The sequence below is a fragment of the bacterium genome (assembly GCA_021372775.1).
In the GTDB taxonomy this organism is placed as follows: Bacteria; Acidobacteriota; Polarisedimenticolia; order J045; family J045; genus JAJFTU01.
This window is the reverse complement of record JAJFTU010000206.1, coordinates 1-20,934: the sequence shown is the minus strand read 5'-3', so window position 1 is coordinate 20,934 and position 20,934 is coordinate 1. Positions and strand designations below refer to the sequence as shown.

General features: G+C 71.9%; 18 protein-coding genes. 9 read left to right on the top strand and 9 right to left on the bottom strand.

What is annotated here, in order from left to right:
* Positions 1-840, top strand: an 840-nt coding sequence (locus LLG88_07270; GenBank protein MCE5246707.1) for a hypothetical protein, incomplete at its 5' end; no start/stop codon positions are given.
* Positions 841-908: 68 nt separating this feature from the next.
* Here LLG88_07270 and LLG88_07265 read toward each other — a convergent pair.
* Together LLG88_07265 and LLG88_07260 are read right to left on the bottom strand one after the other, a co-directional pair.
* A complete protein-coding gene (locus LLG88_07265; GenBank protein ID MCE5246706.1) occupies positions 909-2,003 on the bottom strand; it encodes a M20/M25/M40 family metallo-hydrolase in 1,095 nt (364 codons plus the stop codon).
* A gap of 100 nt (positions 2,004-2,103) precedes the next feature.
* Positions 2,104-5,061, bottom strand: coding sequence for a carboxypeptidase regulatory-like domain-containing protein (locus LLG88_07260; protein MCE5246705.1), 2,958 nt, complete (start codon positions 5,059-5,061; stop codon positions 2,104-2,106).
* 266 nt (positions 5,062-5,327) lie between these two features.
* Between LLG88_07260 and LLG88_07255 the strand changes: the two genes are divergently transcribed.
* The 3 genes from LLG88_07255 to LLG88_07245 are packed head-to-tail and all read left to right on the top strand — an operon-like array spanning position 5,328 to position 8,826.
* The gene (locus LLG88_07255) at positions 5,328-6,203 is read left to right on the top strand and encodes a MurR/RpiR family transcriptional regulator (GenBank protein ID MCE5246704.1); all 876 of its coding nucleotides are present in this window, start codon (positions 5,328-5,330) and stop codon (positions 6,201-6,203) included.
* Positions 6,200-7,423, top strand: coding sequence for a cyanophycinase (locus LLG88_07250; GenBank protein ID MCE5246703.1), 1,224 nt, complete (start codon positions 6,200-6,202; stop codon positions 7,421-7,423). Before LLG88_07255 ends, LLG88_07250 begins: the two co-directional genes overlap by 4 nt.
* The gene (locus LLG88_07245; GenBank protein MCE5246702.1) at positions 7,420-8,826 is read left to right on the top strand and encodes an AbgT family transporter; all 1,407 of its coding nucleotides are present in this window, start codon (positions 7,420-7,422) and stop codon (positions 8,824-8,826) included. Before LLG88_07250 ends, LLG88_07245 begins: the two co-directional genes overlap by 4 nt.
* A 15-nt stretch (positions 8,827-8,841) precedes the next feature.
* Here LLG88_07245 and LLG88_07240 read toward each other — a convergent pair whose 3' ends face one another.
* Both LLG88_07240 and LLG88_07235 read right to left on the bottom strand, forming a co-directional pair.
* Complete coding sequence (locus LLG88_07240) at positions 8,842-9,372, bottom strand: hypothetical protein (GenBank protein ID MCE5246701.1); 531 nt, start codon at positions 9,370-9,372, stop codon at positions 8,842-8,844.
* A gap of 30 nt (positions 9,373-9,402) precedes the next feature.
* Entirely contained in the window at positions 9,403-10,575 is a 1,173-nt protein-coding gene (locus LLG88_07235; protein MCE5246700.1) for a pyridoxal phosphate-dependent aminotransferase, read from the bottom strand.
* A 55-nt stretch (positions 10,576-10,630) separates the two neighbouring features.
* Here LLG88_07235 and LLG88_07230 point away from each other — a divergent pair, with 55 nt between their 5' ends.
* Positions 10,631-11,368 carry an alpha/beta fold hydrolase gene (locus LLG88_07230; GenBank protein ID MCE5246699.1) on the top strand — a complete coding sequence of 246 codons (738 nt, stop codon included), beginning with the start codon at positions 10,631-10,633 and terminating at the stop codon, positions 11,366-11,368.
* 60 nt (positions 11,369-11,428) lie between these two features.
* Here the strand turns inward: LLG88_07230 and LLG88_07225 are convergent, their stop codons facing one another.
* Entirely contained in the window at positions 11,429-11,875 is a 447-nt protein-coding gene (locus tag LLG88_07225) for a transcriptional repressor (protein MCE5246698.1), read from the bottom strand.
* 220 nt (positions 11,876-12,095) lie between these two features.
* Between LLG88_07225 and LLG88_07220 the strand changes: the two genes are divergently transcribed.
* The 3 genes from LLG88_07220 to LLG88_07210 all read left to right on the top strand — a co-directional run bounded on the left by LLG88_07220 (position 12,096) and on the right by LLG88_07210 (position 16,176).
* Positions 12,096-12,683, top strand: coding sequence for a D-sedoheptulose 7-phosphate isomerase (locus LLG88_07220; protein ID MCE5246697.1), 588 nt, complete (start codon positions 12,096-12,098; stop codon positions 12,681-12,683).
* A gap of 149 nt (positions 12,684-12,832) precedes the next feature.
* Positions 12,833-14,212 (top strand): TM0106 family RecB-like putative nuclease, encoded by a 1,380-nt coding sequence (locus LLG88_07215; GenBank protein MCE5246696.1) that lies wholly within the window; start codon positions 12,833-12,835, stop codon positions 14,210-14,212.
* Positions 14,209-16,176 (top strand): ATP-binding protein, encoded by a 1,968-nt coding sequence (locus LLG88_07210; GenBank protein ID MCE5246695.1) that lies wholly within the window; start codon positions 14,209-14,211, stop codon positions 16,174-16,176. The genes LLG88_07215 and LLG88_07210 overlap by 4 nt, the downstream gene beginning before the upstream one ends.
* 195 nt (positions 16,177-16,371) lie before the next feature.
* Here LLG88_07210 and LLG88_07205 read toward each other — a convergent pair whose 3' ends face one another.
* From LLG88_07205 to LLG88_07190, 4 genes are all read right to left on the bottom strand, one after another.
* Positions 16,372-16,974, bottom strand: a complete 603-nt coding sequence (locus LLG88_07205) for a hypothetical protein (GenBank protein MCE5246694.1) — start codon at positions 16,972-16,974, stop codon at positions 16,372-16,374.
* A gap of 136 nt (positions 16,975-17,110) precedes the next feature.
* Positions 17,111-17,863 (bottom strand): CPBP family intramembrane metalloprotease, encoded by a 753-nt coding sequence (locus tag LLG88_07200; protein MCE5246693.1) that lies wholly within the window; start codon positions 17,861-17,863, stop codon positions 17,111-17,113.
* Positions 17,864-17,964: 101 nt separating this feature from the next.
* The gene (locus LLG88_07195; GenBank protein ID MCE5246692.1) at positions 17,965-18,297 is read right to left on the bottom strand and encodes a hypothetical protein; all 333 of its coding nucleotides are present in this window, start codon (positions 18,295-18,297) and stop codon (positions 17,965-17,967) included.
* Between the two features lie 306 nt (positions 18,298-18,603).
* Entirely contained in the window at positions 18,604-20,595 is a 1,992-nt protein-coding gene (locus LLG88_07190; protein MCE5246691.1) for an oligopeptide transporter, OPT family, read from the bottom strand.
* A gap of 114 nt (positions 20,596-20,709) precedes the next feature.
* Here LLG88_07190 and LLG88_07185 point away from each other — a divergent pair.
* Positions 20,710-20,934, top strand: a 225-nt coding sequence (locus LLG88_07185; GenBank protein MCE5246690.1) for a redoxin family protein, incomplete at its 3' end; no start/stop codon positions are given.

Genomic DNA, 20,934 nt, shown 5'->3' with positions numbered 1-20,934 from the left:
TACCGCCGCTTCCCCAACCTCGGCGTCCGCTGGTCGTCCAACGAAGACCCGGCGCTCGCCGCCTACCTCGGCCAGAAGGGCGCGCCGACCGGCGTCGTGATCACCAAGATCCCCCGCGGCGCGACCGGCTGCGGCGAGCTGCGGGTCCGCGACATCCTGCTCGGCCTCGACGGCCATCCGATCGACGCCCGCGGCTACTTCGTCCATCCGCGCTTCGGCCGTCTCCGCTTCCCCTCGATCGTCTCCCTCGGCCACGCCGCCGGCGACGTCGTCCCGGCGCGCGTCCTGCGCGGCGGGAAGGAGATCGAGCTGAAGATCGCGCTCAAGGCCGCGGACGAGTCGACGCAGCTCATGCCGTGGAACCGCTGGGACGACCCGCCGCCGTACCTGCAGGCGGGGGGAATCGTCTTCCGCGAGCTCGACGGACCATACCTCCGCACGTGGGGCGACGACTGGTGGAAGAAGGCCGACGTCGGCATGCTGACCCTCTTCCGCCGCGACCGCGACGGCCAGACCGCCGCGCGGCGGCGCGTGATCATCGTCGCCGGCGTCCTGCCGCTCAACTACAACCTCGGCTACTACGGCGCGACCGACGAGATCGTCGCGTCGGTCAACGGCCGCCCGGTCGACTCGATCGCCGCCGTCGCCGAGGCGCTCAAGAGCCCCGAGGGCGCGTTCGACCGGATCGCCCTCGCCCCGTCCGGCGGCGTGCGCGAGATCGTGCTCGACGCCGCGGGGCTCGACGCCGCGACCGCGGAGGCGCGGCGCACCTACGGCCTGCCGAACGACGCGCGCCTGCGCGCCAAGCCGCTTCCGGACCTCGGCCCGGCCTGCGAGTGACGCAAAGAGGGCGGCGCGCCGTGTTGCCCGGCGCGCCGCCCTCTCTCTTTCCCGATCCGCCGCCCGCGTCAGCGGGCGTCGATCAGCGCCAAGGCCAGCTCGACCGTGGCGTCCATGTCCTCGAACAAGACGAACTCGTCGTCGCCGTGCGGGTTCTGCGCGCCGGTGCCGAGATCGATCGCCGGCAGGCCGCGCGCGTTGAGCGAGTTGGCGTCCGAGCCGCCCGCGGAGGTGTGCGCGCTCGGCGCCAGCCCGAGCGACTCCAAGGCCCGCAGCACGCGGCGCCGAACCGGCGCGTCGGCGGCGATCCGGTACGGCGCGAAGTCCCAGCGGGACGAGAACTCGAGCCGCGCCCCGCGCCGCCCGGCGGCGTCCTCGAACGCGCGGCGGAAGTCGGCGACGACCTCGTCCACGCGCTCCGGGCGGATCGAGCGGACCTCGCCGACCAGCTCGGCGCGGTCAGGCACGACGTTGATCGCCGCGCCCGCCGCGAACATGCCGATGTTCGCCGTCGTCTCCTCGTCCAGCCGTCCGAGCTTCGACGCGGCGACCGCCTCGGCCGCGGCGGCCAAGGCGTTGATTCCCTTCTCCGGCGCGACGCCGGAGTGCGCCGCCCGCCCGCGCAGCGCGACGTCGAACCGCCGGCAGCCGTAGCCGCGGTCGATGTAGGCGCCGGGACGAAGCGACGAATCGAGCAGCGCGGCCATCTCGACGTTCGCCGGCCAGCGCAGGTTCTGCGAGCCGGCCATCGACGTCTCCTCGCAGACGGTGAAGGCGAACGTCGCCCCCGCCGCCGAGCCGGACGCGGCCAGCCGTTCCGCGGCGCGCAGGAGCGCGGCGACGCCGAGGCGGCAGTCGGCGCCGAGCTGCGTCGTTCCGTCGGAGACGACGCGGTCGTCGAGCAGCCGCGGCTTGACGTCGCGCGTCGGCCGCGCGGTGTCCATGTGGGCGAGGAGCATCAGGTCGCCGCCGTCGCCGCGCACGGCGACGAGGTTCCCGCAGTTCCCGCCGCCGGCCTTGCCGGCGTCGTCCTCGACGACGCGGAAGCCGAGCGGCTCGAGGAACGCGCGCACGAAGTCGGCGACGGGACGCTCGCGTCCCGAACGCCCGTCGAGCGCGGCCGCGCGGAGGAAGATGTCGAGCAGACGACGGTCGGAGACCATGGCGGATTCGACCTCGCGGCGCGCGCGACGGCGCGCCGCAGCGCGGAAACCGGGGAACGGACGGCCGCCCCGGGGGAGGCGGCCGTCCGTCCCGCGGGCGCTACCAGCGGAACGTGGAGGACAGGCGCAGCGTGCGCGGATCCTGGCGCAGCCGGGCCGCGTTGAACCAAGTCGTCGGGTTCTCCGGGTCGTACCCGTTGACCGACGTGCGCTGATCGGTGATCGCGTCGGAGTTCATCAGGTTGAAGACGTCGATCCCGAAGATCCACTGAACCTTCTTGCCGAGGCTGAACGCCTTGTCGAGATGGACGTCGAGGCGGCTGACGTAGTCCGCCTTGCGGCTGCCTTGGCTCTCGAGATAGATCGTCTGCCGATCGACGTTCTTGAACAGCTTGTAGTTGAGGTAGCTGCCGTCGGCGGCGTAGAAGTCGTAGTTGTTGGTGTCCACGGTGAAGGTCGGCGTGTAGTAGACGCCCGACTCGAAGGTGTAGTAGACGCCGCCGCGCCAACCGCGCGAGAGGTCGGCGGTGCCGTCGAGCTTCAGCGTCCAGAGCGAGTTGTTGGAGAGCCGGCCGTACCAGTTGGTCGCGGTGTTGGGGTAGACGAAGCCGCCGGCCCCGGTGCCGCCCGTGGTGTCCTCGTAGCCGGAGACGGAGTCGAAGTTGCCGCGCAGGTCGGAGTAGACGATCGAACCGCGCAGGCCCCACGCCTTCGCCGTCTTCTCCAGCGTCAGCTGCACCTGGTCGAGCTTGCGCTCGGCGCCGGCGGGGTTGGTCAGGACGAGGTCCTGCTCGTAGAAGCGGTCGGAGACGCCGCCGTAGTTGCGGGCGTTGAGGTCGTCGTTGCGCAGGTAGACGGTCGGCAGCACGAGGGCCCGGCCGTCCTGGTCCACGGCGGGGTTGCCGCTGTTGTAGTCGATCACCGCGACGTTGTGGAAGGCGGTGTAGTTGCGGTCGCGGTTCCGGTCCACGAGCGCCACGAGGTTCTTGTTGACGCGGCGGATGTAGTTGATCCCCAGCTTCCAGTCGTTCGGCAGGGCCCGTTCCAGCGAGAGGACGAACTCGTCCACGTACGGCTGCTTGTAGTCCACCGCCGGCCCGTTCTCCTGGCCGGTCGGGTTGCTGCCGGCGTAGTCGAAGTAGTCCTCGCGGTTGGAGAGGTTGTAGTCGAAGCCGAGGTCGGGGCGCCGGTCGTCCCACTTCCAGTCCCAGTACTCGACGTCCTTGAAGGCGTTGCCGCCGGACACGCGGTCGAACATGTAGCTGAACAGGTTCTGGTGGTAGCGGCCGAAGTGCGCCTTGGCCACCCACTCGCCCTTCCCGGTGAAGTCGTAGGTCAGGCCGACGCGCGGATCCCAGCCGGTGGCCGAGACGGCGGTGAACTCGGGGCCGGAGTCGAAGCCGGGGTTGATCTTGCCGGTCCACTTGCCGAAGCGGACGCCGGCGTTGATCCCCAGCTTCTGGGTGATCGTCATGTAGTCCTGCACGTAGAGCGCGGCGTTGAGCATGTCGGTGTCGAGGTCGATGTCGCCGCCCCAGTCGGTCGTGATGTCGTACGCCCGGCCGGCGCGCAGCCGCCACGTGTTCGGGTTGTTCGGGTCGAAGTCGGCCAAGGCGCCGGCCGGCTGCGGGCGCCACGTGAAGTCGCCGGCGCGCCGCCGCTGCTCCAGCCAAGTGGACTTCTCGTACGTGCCGCCGAACTTCAGCCGGTGGGCGATCGAGCCGGTGGTGGCGAAGACGTCGAGGTTCGCCGCCAGCGCGGCGCTCGTCGGCTTCTGGTGGCGCCAGTAGACGGCGTTGCGGTAGAGGTTGGCGTCGCCGCCGAGGATCTCCACGGCCTGCGTCTCGCCGTGGTACGGCGAGCGGTCGTCCTTGCCGTTGTAGCCGGTGGCCTTCACCTCGAGGAAGGCGTTGTTGCCGAGGATCCGGGCCCAGCTCGCGTTGTAGAAGTAGGAGGGGGAGTCCTGCTGGGTCGTCGCCGCGGGGTCGGTGAAGCTGTCGAGGCCGCGGTTGTCTTCCTTCACGCCGTCGTAGCCGGCGACGAGGCTGAACATGTCGCGCTGCGTCGCCTGCCAGGAGAGCTTGCCGAAGACCTTGCGCTCGGTGCGCTGGTCGAGGTCCTTGAGGAAGAGCACGTCGTTCGCGTCCTGCGAGCCGAGCGTGTCCACGACCTTCGTGTCGGTCTTCACCTGCTCGACCGAGAAGAAGTAGTAGAGCTTGTCCTTGATCAGCGGGCCGGACACGTCGGCGTTGACTTCCCAGCGCTTCGCCTGCTGCGAGCCGGCCTCCAGCGCGTTCGTGTTGGAGGCGTTCCAGGCGTCCCGCTCGATGTTCGTGCGGATGTTGCTCTTGAACGTGTTGCTGCCCGACTTGGTGACGATGTTGACGACGCCGCCCTGGAAGTTGCCGTACTCGGCGCCGGCCCCGAGCCCCTTGACCTGGAACTCGTCCACCCAGTCGACGTTCGGCAGCAGGAAGCTGCCGCCGCCGCCCGGGGCGTTGACCGTCACGCCGTCGTACTGGTAGGAGTTCGCCTGGCCGGAGGCGGCGCCCCAGACCGACGACTCGCGGACGCCGGGAACGAGGGCGAGCAGCCCGGTCGTCGTGCGGGAGACCGGCAGCGTCTCGACGCGGCGCGCCTCGACGGTCGTGCTCCGCTCGGTCGTGATCGTGTCGATCCGCGGCCGCGACGAGACGACCGTCACCTGCTCGGTCCTCTGCACCGCCTTCGGCATCGTCACCACGACCTGCGCCGTCTGCGCCGCCGTGGCCTTGACGGCGGTCACCTGCTGCGGGAGGAATCCCTCGGCCTGCAGCGAGAGGTTGTAGGCGCCGGGAGTCAGGAAGTTGAGGCGGAACCGGCCGGCGTCGTTGGTGATCGCGTCGTGCGGGTAAGAGCCGTCGGCCTGGGCGGCCAGCACGACGACGCCGGCGAGCGGCTTGCCGTCCGCGTCGGTCACGCGCCCTTCGATCACGCCGGTCTGGTCCGTCTGGGCCAGCGCCGGCAGGGCGAGCGCGAACAGCGCGACGAGTGCGACGAGAAGTCTGAACTGCTTCACGGGGCGTCCTCCACGTCCGCGGCGACCCCCGCCGCGGGGCGCCGGTCCGTTGCCGGCCGGCAAAGTGAAATCTCCGTTTCACCAGACAGGCCGCGTGAATCTACGGCTTCATTATCGGTACCACGCCGTCTTGCGCCTCGTCAAGGGCGCATACGGCAAATTAGTTAGTTGCAGGGCCGTCGCGTGAATCATTTTTTTCACGCGTTGGCGGGCAGTTGCCGCTGGATTTCAGTACTCTGGAGCGTCCGCAACGGACGGGAGGCGCCGTGAACGAGCCGCGGGAGCCCGACATCAAGCGGTTGGTCGTGGACCACTACGACGCGCTGCCCCAGCAGCAGAAGGTCGTCGCCGACTACATTCTCGCCCACCTGCAGGAAGTCCCCTTCCTCTCCGTCCCCGAGCTGGCCGACCGCAGCGGCGCCTCCGAGGCGACGATCGTGCGGTTCGCGCAGCGGATCGGCTTCGACGGCTACGCCGACCTCAAGGAGCACCTGCTCGCGGGGGTGCGGGAGCGGGTCGCCCTGCCGTCGGGGGCGGCGGCCGAGCTGTTCGCCCGCGTCCCGCAGGACGACACGCTCCGCGTCGTCGCGACGCAGGAGATCGGCAACATCGAGGGAAGCGTCAACGCGCTCGACCGCGAGACGTTCGGCCAGGCGGCGACGATGCTCTACCGCGCCGACCACGTCTACGCCTTCGGCATGGGGATCTCCTCGCACCTCGCCGACCTGACGACCTACATGCTGACGCAGATCGGCCTGCGGGCGACGACGCTCAGCCTCCGCTTCTCCTCGCCGCTGGAGCCGCTGGTCGCGCTGCGCCCCTCGGACTGCCTCTTCGTCTACTCGTTCCCCCCCTACTCGCGGGCGACGATCGAGATGATGCGCGAGGCCGCGGACCGCGGCATCCCCTGCCTCGCGGTGACCGACCGGCTGACCTCCCCCGCGGCGCAGCTCGCGCGGGTCGTCCTGCCGGTGCGCAGCGAGAACATGATGTACACGAACTCCGTCGCCGCCGTCTCGGTGCTCGTCAACGCCCTGGCCACCGAGATCGCCCTGCGGCACCAGGACCGCGCCGCGGCGGCCGTCACCCGCATCACGCGGATCCTCGCGCAGGACAAGGACACGCTGGGAGAAGGTCGATGACCCGAAGCGCAGCTTCCGTCCTCGCCGCGCTCGCCGCGGCCGTTCCGCTCTGCATCCTCCCGCCCGCCGCCCGCGCGGCCGTCCCCGCTGCGCCGGCCGCGCCGGCGCTCGTCGTCGGCGCCGGCGCGCTGGTCATCGCCGGCGGCGCGCTCAAGGACGAGAACGCCGCGGTCTGGCGGCGCATCCTCGACCTCCGCCTGCCGGGGCGTCCGATCTGCATCGTGCCGCTCGCCAGCTCCGAGCCGCGCGAATCGGCGGCCGACGTGGCGGCGACGTTCGCCCGCTACGGCCGCGGCCCGGCGGCGTCCGCGACGCTCGACCTGACCGTCGAGCGCGCCGCCAACGCCGACGACCCGGCGACGGCGAAGACGATCCTCGGCTGCGGCGGCTTCTACTTCGTCGGCGGCGACCAATCGCGCATCGCCGACGTGCTGCGTCCGCGCGGCGGCTCGACGCTCGCCTTCCGCGCGATGCTCGACGTCCTCGCCCGCGGCGGCGTCGTCGCCGGCTCGTCGGCCGGCGCGGCGATGATGTCCGACCCGATGATCGGCGGCGGCGACAGCGACGAGGCGCTCCGCTTCGGCGTGACCGACGCCGAGAGCGGCAAGGGGGTCTGGGTCCGCGGCGGGATGGGGTTCCTCGCCCTCGGCGTGACCGACCAGCACTTCCTCGCCCGCGGCCGCCTCGGGCGGACGCTCGCCGTGCTCGAGCGGCGGACGGAGATCCCGTTCGCCTTCGGCGTGGACGAGAACACGGCGCTCGTCGTGAAGGCCGACGCGGTCGAGGTCGTCGGCGCCTCGCTCGTCGCGGTGGTCGACATGCGCGGGGCGCGCCGCGCCGAAGGACGCCCGGGCTTCGCCGGCGCGAAGCTGCTCCTGCTCGGCGACGGCGACCGCTTCCTGCTGCAGAGCGGCAGGCTCGTCCCCGCCCCCGACAAGAAGCCGCTGCGCGCCGCCGCCGGCCCGCTTCCCGCCCTGCCGAAGCCGTGGGCCGAAGGGGCGCTGGCCGCCTTCCTCGGCGAGTTCGCCGCGCGCGACGCGGCGGCGGCGACGATCCCGGCGGAGCGGTTCGCGCTGCGCCTCGCCAAGACGCCCGACAGCCGCGCCCTCGCGCGCGCCGGGCGCGGCCGCTGGGGCGCGCCGGAAGCGCTGGCCTTCGGACCGCTCGCGCTGGACCTCGAGCCGGCGCCCGCGCCGACGCCCGAGCCGACGTCGAAATGAGCAAGTTCCGCCTGCGCGTCCCGCACGTCTACACGATCGCCTTCGCGCTGCTGATCCTCGCCGCGCTGGCGGCGATCGTCGTGCCGGCGGGGTCGTTCGCGCGCGGCGAGGACGGGCGCGTCCAGCCGGGCACGTTCCGCTACGACGCCGCGGCCGCGGCGGCCGGGGAGACGGTTCCGGCGCGCCCCGAAGGTCTCGGCCTCGTCCTCGCGGTGCTGCAGGCGCCGCTGCGCGGCTTCAAGGACGCGGCGGCGATCGTCGCCTTCATCCTCGTCATCGGCGGCGCGTTCAAGGTGATCGAGCGCACCGGGGCCTTCGACGCGGCGATCGTGCGCACGGTGAAGGCGCTCGAGGGGCGCGAGTACCTCGTCATCCCGGCGGCGATGACGATCTTCTCCGTCGGCGGGTCGGTCTTCGGGATGAGCGAGGAGATCATCCCGTTCATCTTCCTCTTCGTGCCCCTCGCCCGCGCGCTCGGCTATCCGCGGATCGTCGGCGTGGCGATCCCGGTGATCGGCGCGGGGGTCGGCTTCTCCGGCGCGGTGATCAACCCGTTCACCGTCGGCGTCGCGCAGGCGATCGCCGGGCTGCCGCCCCTCTCCGGCTGGCAGTACCGGATCGTGATCTGGCTCTTCTGCACCGCGACCGGCGTCGCCTTCGTCGTGCGCGGCGCGAAGAAGCTGAAGGGAACCGTCGATCTGCCCGACGAGACGGACGAGCGGGCGCCGCAGCCCGCGCCCGAGACGCCGGCCGCGCTGACCAAGACGCACGTCGCCGTGCTCCTCTCGCTCGCCGCGGGGATCGGCGTGATCCTCTGGGGGGTGACGAAGTACAAGTGGTACGTCACCGAGATCGGCGCGATCTTCCTCGCCGTCGGCCTCGTCGCCGGGCTCGTGGCGCGGCTCGGCGAGCGGAACATCTGCCGCGCCTTCATCGACGGCGCCGCCGACCTGATCTCCGCCGCGCTCGTCGTCGGGCTGACGCGCGGCGTCGTGCTCCTCGCCACCGACGTGCGGATCCTCGACACCGCGCTCAACGCCACCGCCGGCGCGCTGCAGCAGCTCCCGGGCGTCGTCTCGATCAACCTCATGTTCGCCGTGCAGACGATGATCCACGTCCTCGTGCCGAGCGGCTCCGGGCAGGCCGCGCTGACGATCCCGATCATGGCCCCGCTCGCCGAACTGATCGGCCAGACGCGCCAGATGGCGGTGCTCGTCTTCCAGTTCGGCGACGGCTTCGGCAACATGATCATCCCCACCTCGGCGACGCTGATGGGGGCGCTGGCCGCGGGGAAGATCTCCTACGAACGCTGGTTCCGCTGGTCCTGGCCGCTGCAGGCGTGGCTGGCGGTCTTCGGCTGCGTCTTCCTGACGATCGCCTACTTCATCGGCTACGGCCCCTGACGGGCCGCCCGCTGCCTATCGCTCCGGCGGGGCCTTCGCTTCGCCCTCGTCCGGCGCCGCGGCGTCGGACGTTTTCTTGTCGTCCGCGGCGGGCGCCGCCGCGCGGGAGAGGCCGCGCCGCAGGCCGTTCATCAGCGCGGCGTGGCGGCGCGCGACGTGCCGCCGCACCGCCTTGCCGAAGCGCGCGCCCGCGAGCGCGAGAAGCGCGGGAACGATGGCCAGGAGAATCGCCCCGAAGAGCGACGTCGCGAGCCGCGTCCCCGATCGCTTCTCGAGGACGATCAGCGCGCCGAGCGCCGCGGGGCCCCAGCCGCCGAGCGCCGCGACCCACCACGCGTGCGGCGCGATCTCGCCGACCGCGAAGCCGAGCGCGGCGAAGAAAACGGCGCCGCCGAGAAGCCGCCCCGCGGGCGACTCCCCGGCGTCGAGATCGGAGGCGGCGAGGCCGAGCCCGATCAGCCCCCCGGCGACGAGCAGCAGGACGACCGCGGTCCAGCGGATGACGCCGGCCAACCCGCGGGGGAGCGTCGGAAGAAACGTCCTCATCGGCCGCCTCGCCGCCGGCGTCGTCGGGGCTCAGCCCCGCGCGCGCCGGAACGCCCGTTCCAAGCCCGGAAGCGCCCCTTCGACGGTCTTCTTCGGCACGGTGATCGAGAGGCGCATGTGGCCCGGGCGGCCGAAGCCGGTCCCCGGAACGGTGAGCACCCCCTCGTCCACGAGCATCCGCACGAACGCCACGTCGTCGGCGATCGGCGTCTCGGGGAAGAGGTAGAACGCCCCCTGCGGCCGCACGCAGCGGTAGCCGATCTCGGTCAGGCCGCGGTAGAGGATCCCGCTCTTCTCGCGGTAGGGGGCGACGTCGATCGACTGGTCGCCGACCTCCGCCGCGACCCACTGCCAGATCGCCGGGGCGTTGACGAAGCCGAGGACGCGGATGGCGAAGGTGCAGGCGTCGGCGAGCTTGTCGGCGTCGGCGATGCGCGGCGAGACGGCGAGATAGCCGATCCGCTCGCCGGGGAGCGCCAGCGTCTTCGACCACGACGTGGCGACGACGACGTTGTCCACGTACGCCGGGACCTCGGGCGGCTTCACGTCGTCGAAGACCAGCGCCTTGTACGGCTCGTCGCTGACCAGCAGGACGTCGTGGTCGAGGCTCTTGATCAGCGCGTCGAGCGCCCGGAACGTCTCGGCGGAGTAGATCACGCCGGTGGGGTTGTTCGGCGAGTTGACGAGGATCGCCTTCGTCCGCGGCGTGACCGCGGCGCGGATCTTCTCGATGTCCGGCTGGAAGTCGCGGGTGGTGTCCGCGACGACCAGCTTCCCGCCGTGGTTGCCGACGTAGAAGCCGTACTCGACGAAGTACGGGGCCAAGACGATGACCTCGTCGCCGGGGTCGAGGATCGCCTTGAAGAGGACGTTGAGCGCCCCGCCGGCGCCGACCGTCATCACGATGTTCCGCCCCTCGAACGGAACGCCCGTGGCCGCCGCGAGACGCTCGGCCAGACGCTGCCGCACCGCGGGGAAGCCGGAGTTCGGCATGTAGGCGTGCCGGCCCGGGCGCGGGTCGTCGAGCGCGCGGCGCGCGGCCTCGAGCACGCACGGCGGCGGCTCGATCTCGGGGTTGCCGAGGCTGAAGTCGAAGACGTTCTCCGCGCCCCGCTCGGCCTTCAGCCGGGCGCCTTCTTCGAACATCTTCCGGATCCACGAAGAGCGCGAGAGTTGGTCGGCGATCGTGCGGGCGACAGTCATGGGGCCTCGTCGGGGCGGAAACTGCGCTACGATGCGCCGAGGGGACGGCGATCGTATGGGCGTGCTTCCAATGGGCGGGCGGGATCTCGAGCGGCCAGAATACACCCTCCGCGTGGACGAGGTCGGGGACGACGTGCCGGTGCTGTGGATCCACCACGCGCTCGGCTCGTTCCTCCCGTTCGTCGATCCGGCGTTCGGGGCCCCCGCGGCCGCGGTCGCCGCGCGCGGCTGCCGCGTGATCGGCTTCGACCTCGCCGGCCACGGCCGGTCCTCCGCCCTCGCGGAGTTCCCCGAGGACTTTCTCCAGCGCACGGTGGACGACGCGGTCGCCGTGCTCGAGTCGTGCGGCATCGGCGCGGCCGCGGCCGTCGTCGGCGTCGGGTTCGGCGCCGTCGTCGCGCTGCGCGTCGCCGCGGCGACGCCGCGGCGGGTCCGCTGCGTCGTCGCCGACTCGCTGCCCGGCTTGGTCGCCTCGACGCCGCTGGAGCCGTGGGACGGCCCGGCCGCCCCCTTCGACGACGGCTACGACCGGCGTCCGGCGTGGCTGCGCTTCGTCGCGGGACTGAGCGGCGCGGGGGGACTGCTGCCCCCCGGCTTCCGGGTGGACCTGCCCGCCCTGATGCTGACCTGCGGCGCGTCGGGATTCGGCGAGATGGCCCGCGTCCAGCACATGGCGCGGACGATCGGCGGGGCCAAGGTCGCGTGGGCGCCGGCCCCCGCCCCGCCCGCCTCGCTGCAAGCGGGGAGTTTCTTCATTTCCGAGGTGGAGAAGTTCCTCGCCGCCTACGCATAGCCGAGAGCGGCCGCGGGCGGGGAAGGACAAGGGCCGGCGCGGACGCCGGCCCTTCGTGTCTCAGCCCTTCTTCTGGCAGGCCGGGCAGAGCCCGCCGACCTCGAGCCGCAGGAACGTGAGCGAGAAGCCGGTCTGGTCGGCCAACGCCTTCTTCCACGGATCGAGGCTTTCGCTTTCCGGCTCGAGCACCTTGCCGCAGCTGGTGCAGATCAGGTGGGCGTGGTCGCCCCCCTTCCGCACTTCGTAGAAGTGCCGGTCCCCGCTGATGTGCAGCAGGTCGAGCTCGTCCACCATCCCGAGGGCCTTGAAGAGGCCCAGCGTGCGGTAGACGGTCGCCCGATGGACCGACGGATCGAGCTTCTTCGAGCGCTCGGTGATCTGCTCGACGTCGAGATGCTCCTGCGCCTCTTCGAGCACGCGGGCGATGGCGCGCCGCGGCCCCGTGACGCGGATTCCGCCCATGCGCATCCGATCGACCAAGGTCGCCGTTCCGGGAGTCGTCGCCATTGCCACCTCCAGTTACCAATAATGTCGCGAAACTAAGCCGCCATCAAGGCGCAACATTTGCCGCCCCAAAATTACCGACGCCGGCCATCCGCGCCACGCGCCGTCGTCACCAAAAATTACCGCCAAAGCAGTGGCAACTTAGTCCTTTTGCGAGACGACGGCGGCACAACCCGGAAACGTCCGGCGAGGTACACTTTCGCCCGAAGGGAGCGCGCGACCGATGGCCCGCACATTCGTCAACTCCAAGGTGGCGGTCGAAGAACACGTGTTCTTGGTCAAGCGGTTCTTCGATCAGCAAGGGGACAAACTCGGCGAAGTGGCGGACATCTTGGTCCGCGCCTTCCAGTCCGGCCACCGGGTCTTCTTCTTCGGCAACGGCGGCTCGGCGGCCGACGCCCAGCACCTCGCGGCCGAGTTCGTCGGCCGCTTCCAGCACGACCGGCCGGGCCTTCCGGCGCTCGCCTTGACGACCGACTCGTCGGCCCTGACGGCGATCGGCAACGACTACGGCTACGAGTCGGTCTTCGCCCGCCAGATCGAGGCGCTCGGCCAGAAGGAAGACGTCGCCGTGGCGATCTCGACCTCCGGCCGCTCGCCGAACATCCGCGAAGGGATCCTCGCCGCGCGGAACCGCGGGCTGACGACGATCGGCCTCTTGGGCGGCGACGGCGGCACGGCGAAGGAGATGGTGGACATCGCCCTGGTCGTGGACGGGCGCAAGACGGCCCGCGTGCAGGAGGTCCACATCCTCGTCGGCCACCTCCTCTGCGAGGCGGTCGAAGCGGCGCTGTTCGAGCGCCGTCCCTGAGAACGACAGGCGCGGAGCGCCTCACGCCGCGAGCCGCGGTCGAAGCGGCGCTGTTCGAGCGCCGTCCATGAGGCTTTTCCCGCCGCCGGCGCGCGGGGCGCGCCTTCGGCGCCCTGCCGCGCGCCGCGCGGCGCGTCATACTGCGCGGCATGTCCGTCGTCTCCCCGATCGTCCGCGCCAGCGACCTCTACGACCTCGCCTGCTGCCCGCACCGCCTGGCGCTCGACCGGCGTCTCGACAAGAGCCTCCGCACGCCGCCCGACGAGGCGACGAAGCTGCTCCTCGCGCGCGGCAACGAACGCGAGGCCGCGTTCGCCGCGGAGCTCGGCTATCCCGAGCCGGAGTACCCGCGCGGCGACTTCGCCGCCGGCGCGCGCCGCACCGCCGAACTGATGCAGAGCGGCGCCGCGGGAATCTACCAAGCGGTCCTCTTCGACGGAGAGCACCTCGCGATCGCCGACCTCGTCGAGCGCGAGGCGGACGGCAGCTACGCCCCGGGCGACATCAAGAGCTCGCTGACCGCGCGCGCCGACCAGGCGCTGCAGGTCGCCTACGCCGGCTGGCTGCTCGGGCGGACGACCGGCGCGGCGCCGCGCCGCGGCTTCCTGATCTTCGCCGACGGCCGGCGGGAGTGGTTCGCGCTCGGCGAGATCGCCCACGTCCTCGACGCCGCGCGGCGGCGCGCCGAGGCGATCGTCGCCGGGCGCGAGGCGACCGAGCCGTTCTTCACGCCGCACTGCGACGCCTGCCGCTGGAGCGGCGTCTGCGTGCCGGAGATGGAGCGGGCGGGCGACCTCTCGCTCGTGGACGGCATGACGCCGGCGCGGCGCGAGACGCTGCGCGCCGAGGGGATCGCGACCATCGAGGCGCTGGCCGCGCTCGACGGGACCGCGCGGCGCAGGAACGCGCCCGACGCCGACGGCGTCGAGGCGCTCGCATTGCAGGCGCGCGCGCTGCTCTCCGGCGAGGTGCGCGTCGATCGGCCGTTCGAACTCGCCGCGCGGCCGGGACGGCCGCTCTTCGTCCACGTCGAGGCGAATCCGCTCGAGGGAGCGATTCCGCTCGCGCTCGCCTGGGGCGCGCAGGGGCGCGCGGAAGTGCGCGCGCTCGACGAGCCCGCGGCGAAGGCGGAGGGGCTCGCCGCGTTCGCCCGCGCCGCGGAGGCGTCCGCGGGGCCGGTCTTCCACTTCGGGGCGGCGACGCCGCGCGCGCTCGCCCGCCTCGCCGACGACGCCGGCTGGCCGCCGGAGCGGATCGACGCGCTCGAGCGGCGGTTCTTCGATCTGGGGCGCGCGCTGCGGCGCGGCGCGGCGTTTCTTCCGGTGCGGCGCTACCGCCTCCCGGAGGTGGACGCGGCGCTGTTCGGCGCGGGCGAGCCGACGCCGCCCGCGTTCGCCCTGCGCGAGCAAGCGCGGCGCGATCCCGCAGGGCCGTGGAGCGAGCGGTTCGAGGCCGCCGCCGCCGCGCCGCTGGCGCGGATGGAGCGGCTGCTCGCCTGGATGCGCGGGGCCGCCGAGGAGAAGCGATGAGCGCCGCGGGCGGCGGCGCGTCGTGCGGAGGCGAGCGGCGCGGAGGCGAGCGGCGCGCCGCCGCGCTGCGGGACGCGCTGCTGCGTTTCCTCGGCCGCGAGGAGAGCGCCTCGGCGCGCGGCCTCGCCGACACGCACGGCCTGCCGCTCGCGCTGCGGGTCGAGGCCGGCGACGCGATCGACGACGTGCGGCTGATTTCGTGGGATCCGGAGAGAGGCGAGCTGAAGCTCCGCGCGCCGCGCAACGACTCGCGCTTCCGCCCGGGCGACCGGCTTCGGCTCGGCGACGGCCTTTCCCCCGCCGACGCGCCGGAGGTCGACTTCGTTTCCTACGACGAGGAAACCGGCCTCCTCGTCGCCTCCGCGCCGCGCTGGAACGGCAACCGCGCGCGCCTCGACGAGGCGCTCGCGGGGGACGGCGAGCTGGCGCTCGACGCTTCGGGCGGCGGGATGGAGGAGCGGTTCCGCGCCGTCGTCGCCGACATCTTCGCCTCGCGCCTGCCGCACGACGCCGCGCTCGTCGCCCTCCTCGAGCGCGCCGCGGATGCGCTCGACGCGGCGCCGCGGAGCGACGCCGCAGGGTCGGAGACGGAGCGCGGCCGCGCGGCGCGGGAGTTCGCGAGCGACGAAGAGGACGCCGCCGCGGCCGAGGAGTCGGCGCGGAAGATGGCCGCGCGCGGCGTGGCGCTCAACGACGCGCAGCGGCGAGCCTTCGTCGCCGCATGGGCCGCCGAGCCGTTCGCGCTCGTGCAAGGGCCGCCCGGCACCGGCAAGACGTTCCTGCTGGGGCTGCTGCTCGACGCGCTCGCCTGGCGCCGCGAGCGGCTGCTCGTCGCCGCCGGCACGAACCTCGCGGTGAACAACGCCCTCGTCGCGGCCGTCGAGGCCGCGCGCCGCGCCGGGGCCAAGCCGCCGCGGATCGTCCGCTTCCGCCCCCGTCCCGCCGACCGCGAGACGCTGCGCGCGGCGGGGATCGAGATCGCGCAGCGGATGAGCGACGTCGCGCTCCTTCCCGGGCAAGGGGTCGTTGTCGGCATGACGACCCACGGCGCCGCCGCGCTCGCCGACGAGTGCTTCGACCGCGTCTTCCTCGACGAGGCGGCGCAGGTGACCGTGGCCCACGCGCTTCCCGCGCTGCGCCGCGCGCCGCGCGGCGCCCTCTTCGGCGACGACGCGCAGCTCGGCCCCGTCCTCGCCGCCGAGCACGACGACGGCCCCGCCGCGCGCTCGATCTTCGCGCTGCTGCGCGGCGCGGCGCCGGCGACGATGCTCGACGAGACCTACCGCCTGAACGACGACCTCTGCGCCTTCCCGTCGCGCGTCTTCTACGACGGGCGCCTGCGCCCCGCGCCGGGGGTCGGCGCGCGGCGCCTCGCGCTCCGCGCGGCGGGCGACGTCGTGGACCAGGTGCTCGACCCGGAGCGCGGCGCGGTGTTCGTCGCCGTGGACCACGTCGGACGCCGCCACTGGTCGCCCGAGGAGGCCGAGGCAGCGGCGACGATCGCCGCCGCGCTGATCGAGCGCGCCGGGCTCGCCGCGGACCAGCTCGCGGTGGTCGCGCCGTTCCGCCGCCAGAACGCGGCGATCGAGCGGCTGCTGCGGCGCCGCCTCGGCAAGGGCGCGCCGCTGCCGGTCGTGGACACGATCGAGCGGATCCAAGGGCAGGAGCGCGAGGCGGTCGTCCTGTCCCTCGCCTGCTCCGACCCCGAGGCGCTCCGCGCGCGGACCGACTTCTTCTTCTCGCCGCTCCGCCTCAACGTCGCCTTGACGCGCGCCCGCACGAAGCTCGTCGTCCTCGGCAGCCCGCGCCTGCTCCGCCTGATCCCGCCCGACCTCGCCGGCCTGCGCCGCGTCGACATCTTCCACCGTCTCTTCGCCGAGCTCCCGACGATCGCGTGGCCCGCGGCGAACGCTCCAGCCTCCGCCCCGCGGAAGGCGCCGCGTTCCGAGAAGCGGCGTCGCTGACGCCGCGTGCCGAACCGCGGCGCAGTGCCGACATTCACGGCACGCCGCACGATCCTCGGCTGGCTCAACGTGGACCGCGAGAACCCCCGGTCTTATCGGCCGCCCCCGGCGCTTCCCCGCGGCATTGACCCGCGGCATTGCCTCCGGGGATTCGGCGCGAACGCCGAACCCCCGGAGCGGTGATGACGCCGCCGTTCAGTTGTTGCCGTACTTGTCCCAGCAGTCGTTGCCGCACCCCTGCCACTCGCCGCTCCCCGCGACGCACGACCAGTAGCAGATTGTGTAGAGCACCGGCACCTTGATGGTCACCGAGATCGCGCTGTAAGTCGGCCTCGCCAACGACGCGGTCACGGCCCGGCCAAGGCTATACACCGACATCGCCGCCTGATCGCCCTTGGGCAGAGTTTCAAGCAGGGCGTCGGCCGCGGAGAGGAACGCCGGATCGAGAATGCCCGCGATCTCCGCCACGGAGCTATAGTCGCCGGTCGCCGCCGCAGCCAAGTCGAGGCTCGCCTCGGCGTGCGCCCGACCGCCGTGGAACGACAGTTTGACGGCCGAAGTCAGGCCGTCCCGCCCCGGAACGGCCTCGATACGGAGCGTTCCGCTCTGAGCGTGGAACACGACCTTCATTAGGCCGGCGCTGGTCTCCGCCGCCAACGCCATCCCGTCGACGCTCGCCTGAACACTCCCGCCCCATTCGCACTGGGTGATCGACAGCCGGCGGCAGTCGCCCGCCTCGGCCCACATCGGCGCAACCAAGAGCAGGAGCGCCGCGAACGACAAGAGCAGTCTCCGCATTTCGTGTCCCCCTGTCCGTCGCCGCGGCGAGCGGCGACGACTGGAAATCCCGCCGGCGATTGCTCCTGATATACAGCGTCCCCGTTGCGCGGCGCCTCGCGTGCAGCCACCGACGTTGCCACGCCGGGACTCGCCTCTATTTGAGGAGGTCGGCGACCTCCGGCGGCGCATTTCCGCCGCCCGAAAGCAGCACGAAGACGTACGTCGCGTTGAACGCGATGTGCGCGCCGTAGCCAAAACTCAGATTTCCCGCACGATGACGCACTACGGCGAATACAACGCCCAGAACAAACGACATGATGGCAAGCGGGATGTTCCACTGTTCCCAATGGAGGGACGAGAAGCACACCGCGTTCAAGATGACGGCCGCGGCAATCGAGTAGTGCTTCGCGAAGCTGTCGAAGAGGAGACCCCGCATGAAGATCTCCTCGAAGATCGGCGCTCCTACTGCGCACGACGCGGCAAAGAGGAGCGTGACTGCGGCGGCCGCCGTCGGATGCGGGGCGTGGGCGACTCTCGCCAAGAACGCCGAGGGAGACAGGCCGACGAACTGGTCCCAAGAGAGCGCCTGCATCGCCAGACCGAAGAGCACCCCGTAGCCGAAGAGCTTCCAGCGCACGCGCAAGCGCCCGTCGCGCGCCTCAGCGCCGTACTTCGACACCGCGCAAAGCAGAGCCAGAATCAGTGCGTCTACAGCGACAGCGGCGACGCCACCGACCACGGACCGCGGCGCCAGGACTACGACTTTCCCCCTCAGCGCCTCCCCCCCGAGGTGAACGACGACGTTCGCAAGCGCAATGCTCGCGGCAACCAGCAAGAAGTAGTTGGCACCCATCAGCGCCCAGGGGCGCATCTTCGGGCGGACGGAAACGACGCGCGCGAGGTTCATTCCGTGTCCCCCATAGGCAGGGGGCGCGGGCGACGTCGCCGCCGCGCCGCGCCCCGGCCTGAATCAACGTCGCGCGGACAGCCGCGCCGCGCGACGCTCGGTCACAGCCTGTTCGCCGAGCAGGAGTCCGCGCACTCGTCGGCGCGGCCGCCGGACACGCGGCAGCAAAGGACGCAGATCGAGAACATCGGGTTGCCGAAGCCGAAGGCCGCCCGACCGACCGTCGGGAGCGACGACGCGCCGAACGAGGCGGTCGGCGACCCGAGGAAGGAGATCGGCGACGACGCGAGGGCGGCCGACGACGCGAGGGCGCGTCCCGCCGCGATCGCGCTCGGCGCGCCGCTCGACGACGAACCGGCGCCGCACTCCCCCGCCGCCGCCAGCGAGATGGAGCCCGCGGCCAGCGCCGCGGCCAACATGATGGCGTGTCTCATGACTTCCCCCTTTCGAGATGCAGGTTGAGAGACAAGAGCCTTGCACTCTCGCCGGCGGTTGCCGTCTGTATACGCGAACCGCGCGGCGCGCGGCGTCGGAGAGACGGCCGTGGATCGATCGGCTGTCGCGGATCCGGGATCAGGCGGCGGAGGCGCGGAGAGTCGCGCAGCGCGGCGACGCGACGCGGCGCGCCCCTTCGGCCGGCGGCGCCGCCGAACGGCGCAAAAAAGCGCGGCGGCGAAGAATCGCCGCCGCGCTCGATCGCGGGGCCGCGCGAGCGCGGCCTTCCCAGTTCCGGCTCCGGATCAGGCCTCGGCCTTCGCCCGCCGGGAGTCCCAGTACATGTAGCCGACCAGCAGCGCGTAGAAGAGGATCGCCAGCAGCTCGGCGCCGGACCCCTCGGCGTTGTGGAACAGCTCGACGCCGAGGTCGAAGCTGAACTGCTGCTTCACCCACTTCAGCAGCGCGGCGACGACGCCCATCACGGCGCCGCCGGCGATGAAGCCGGAGGCGATCAGCGTGCCGCGGTTGTTGCGGGCCCGCTCCAGCTTCTCGTCGCCGCGGCAGGAACGCTGCACGAAGTAGGCGACGAGGCCGCCGACGAGCAGCGGCGTGTTCAGTTCCTGCGGCAGGTACATCCCCAGCGCGAACGGCAGCGCCGGGACCTTGATCATCTGCAGCACGAGGATCAGCGCCGCGCCGACGCCGAAGAGGAGCCACGGCACCGGCTCGTTCGACATGATCGACTTGATCACCGCCGACATCGCGTTGGCCTGCGGCGCGGGCAGCGGGTGCGGCGTGGCCGGCGTCTCGACGAAGCCGTAGACCGAGTTGAGCAGCAGGATCACCGAGCCGACGGTCAGCGAGGCGACGAGCGTGCCGAGCAGCTTGCTCCGCTGCTGCACCGACGGCGTCGCGCCGATCCAGTAGCCGATCTTGAGGTCGGTCACGAAGCCGCCGACCGTGGAGAGCGCCGTGCAGACGACGCCGCCGATCAGCAGCGCCGCGAGCATCCCGCCCGTGCCGGTCAGCCCCGCGGAGACGAGGATCACCGAGGCGAGGATCAGCGTCATCAGCGTCATCCCGGAGACCGGGTTGCTGCCGACGGTCGCCGTGGCCTGCGCCGCGACGGTCGTGAAGAGGAAGGCGATCACGACCACGACCAGCAGCGCGATCACGCTCTGCACGAACGCGTTCGGCTGGCCGCCGAGCACGCCGAAGAGGAAGAAGACGAAGAGCGCCACGACCGCGACGCCCAGCGCCGCGAGGACGAGCTTCATCGAGAGGTCGCGGTCCGTCCGCGCGGGGGCCGCCGCCGCGGCGTCCTTCTTGCCGAACATCTCGCGGAAGCCGAGGCCGAAGGCCGAGGCGATGATCCGCCAGCTGCGGAGGATGCCGAGCATCCCGGCGCAGGCGATGCCGCCGATGCCGATCAGCCGCACGTAGTTGCGGAACACCTGGTCGGCGTTCATCGCGGCGATCGCCGGATCGGCCGCGCCGAACTGGCCGATGATCGGCACGAGCAGGAACCACGAGACGAACGAGCCGGCGCAGATGATCGCCGAGTAGCGCAGCCCGATGATGTAGCCGAGGCCGAGCACCGAGGCGAGCACGTCCACCTTGAAGACCATCCGGGCCTTCGTCGCCAGCCCCTCGAGGAACGAGACGGAGCGGGTCGTGAAGACCTCGGCGAACCCCTGGAAGTGGATCGCCACGAAGTCGAACAGCCCGCCGACGGCGGCCGCGGAGGCGAGCACCTTCGCCTGGTTCCCGCCGGCCTCGCCGGCGACGAGCACTTCCGTCGTCGCCGTCGCCTCGGGGAACGGCAGCTCGCCGTGCATCTCCTTGACGAAGTAGCGGCGCAGCGGGATCAGGAAGAGCACGCCGAGGACGCCGCCGAAGAGCGCGACGAGGAAGAGCTTGAAGAGGTCCACCGGCAGCCCGAGGATGAACAGCCCCGGCAGCGTGAAGATCGACCCGGCGACGATCAGCCCCGAGGCGGCGCCGATCGACTGGACGATCACGTTCTCGAGGATCGTCGAGCGGCGCGGGAAGAGCTGTCCCAGCCCGACCGCGAGGATCGCGATCGGGATCGCGGCCTCGAACACCTGCCCGACCTTGAAGCCGAGGAAGGCGGCGGCGGCGGAGAAGAGGGCGGCGAAGAAGACGCCCATCGAAACCGAGCGCGGCGTCCATTCGCGCATCGCCTCGCGCGCGCCGACGAGCGGCTGATATGTTTCGCCGGCGTTCAGTTTGCGGTAGGCATTGTCGGGGAGTGTGCTGCGCCCAGTCTCCATGCATCCTCCGTGGCGGGTCCCGGCATTTTGATGTTTATTGGCCCCCCCGGGCAACAGTGGACGTAAGTTTTATCCCTTCCGCGCCCCCCCGCGCGGACATCAAAGGAGAACGCGATGTCGGAACGCAAGGTCACGATGAAGGGGAACCCGCTTGCGCTCGGCGGCGAGCCGCTCCAGGTCGGCCAGCCCGCCCCCGCCTTCACCGCCCTCAAGGCTGATTTGACCCCGTACAGCCCCGCCGAGGACAAGGGCAAGGTCCTGATCATCAACTCCGTGCCGTCGCTCGACACGCCGGTCTGCCAGGCGCAGACCCGCCGTTTCAACGAGGCCGCCGCCTCG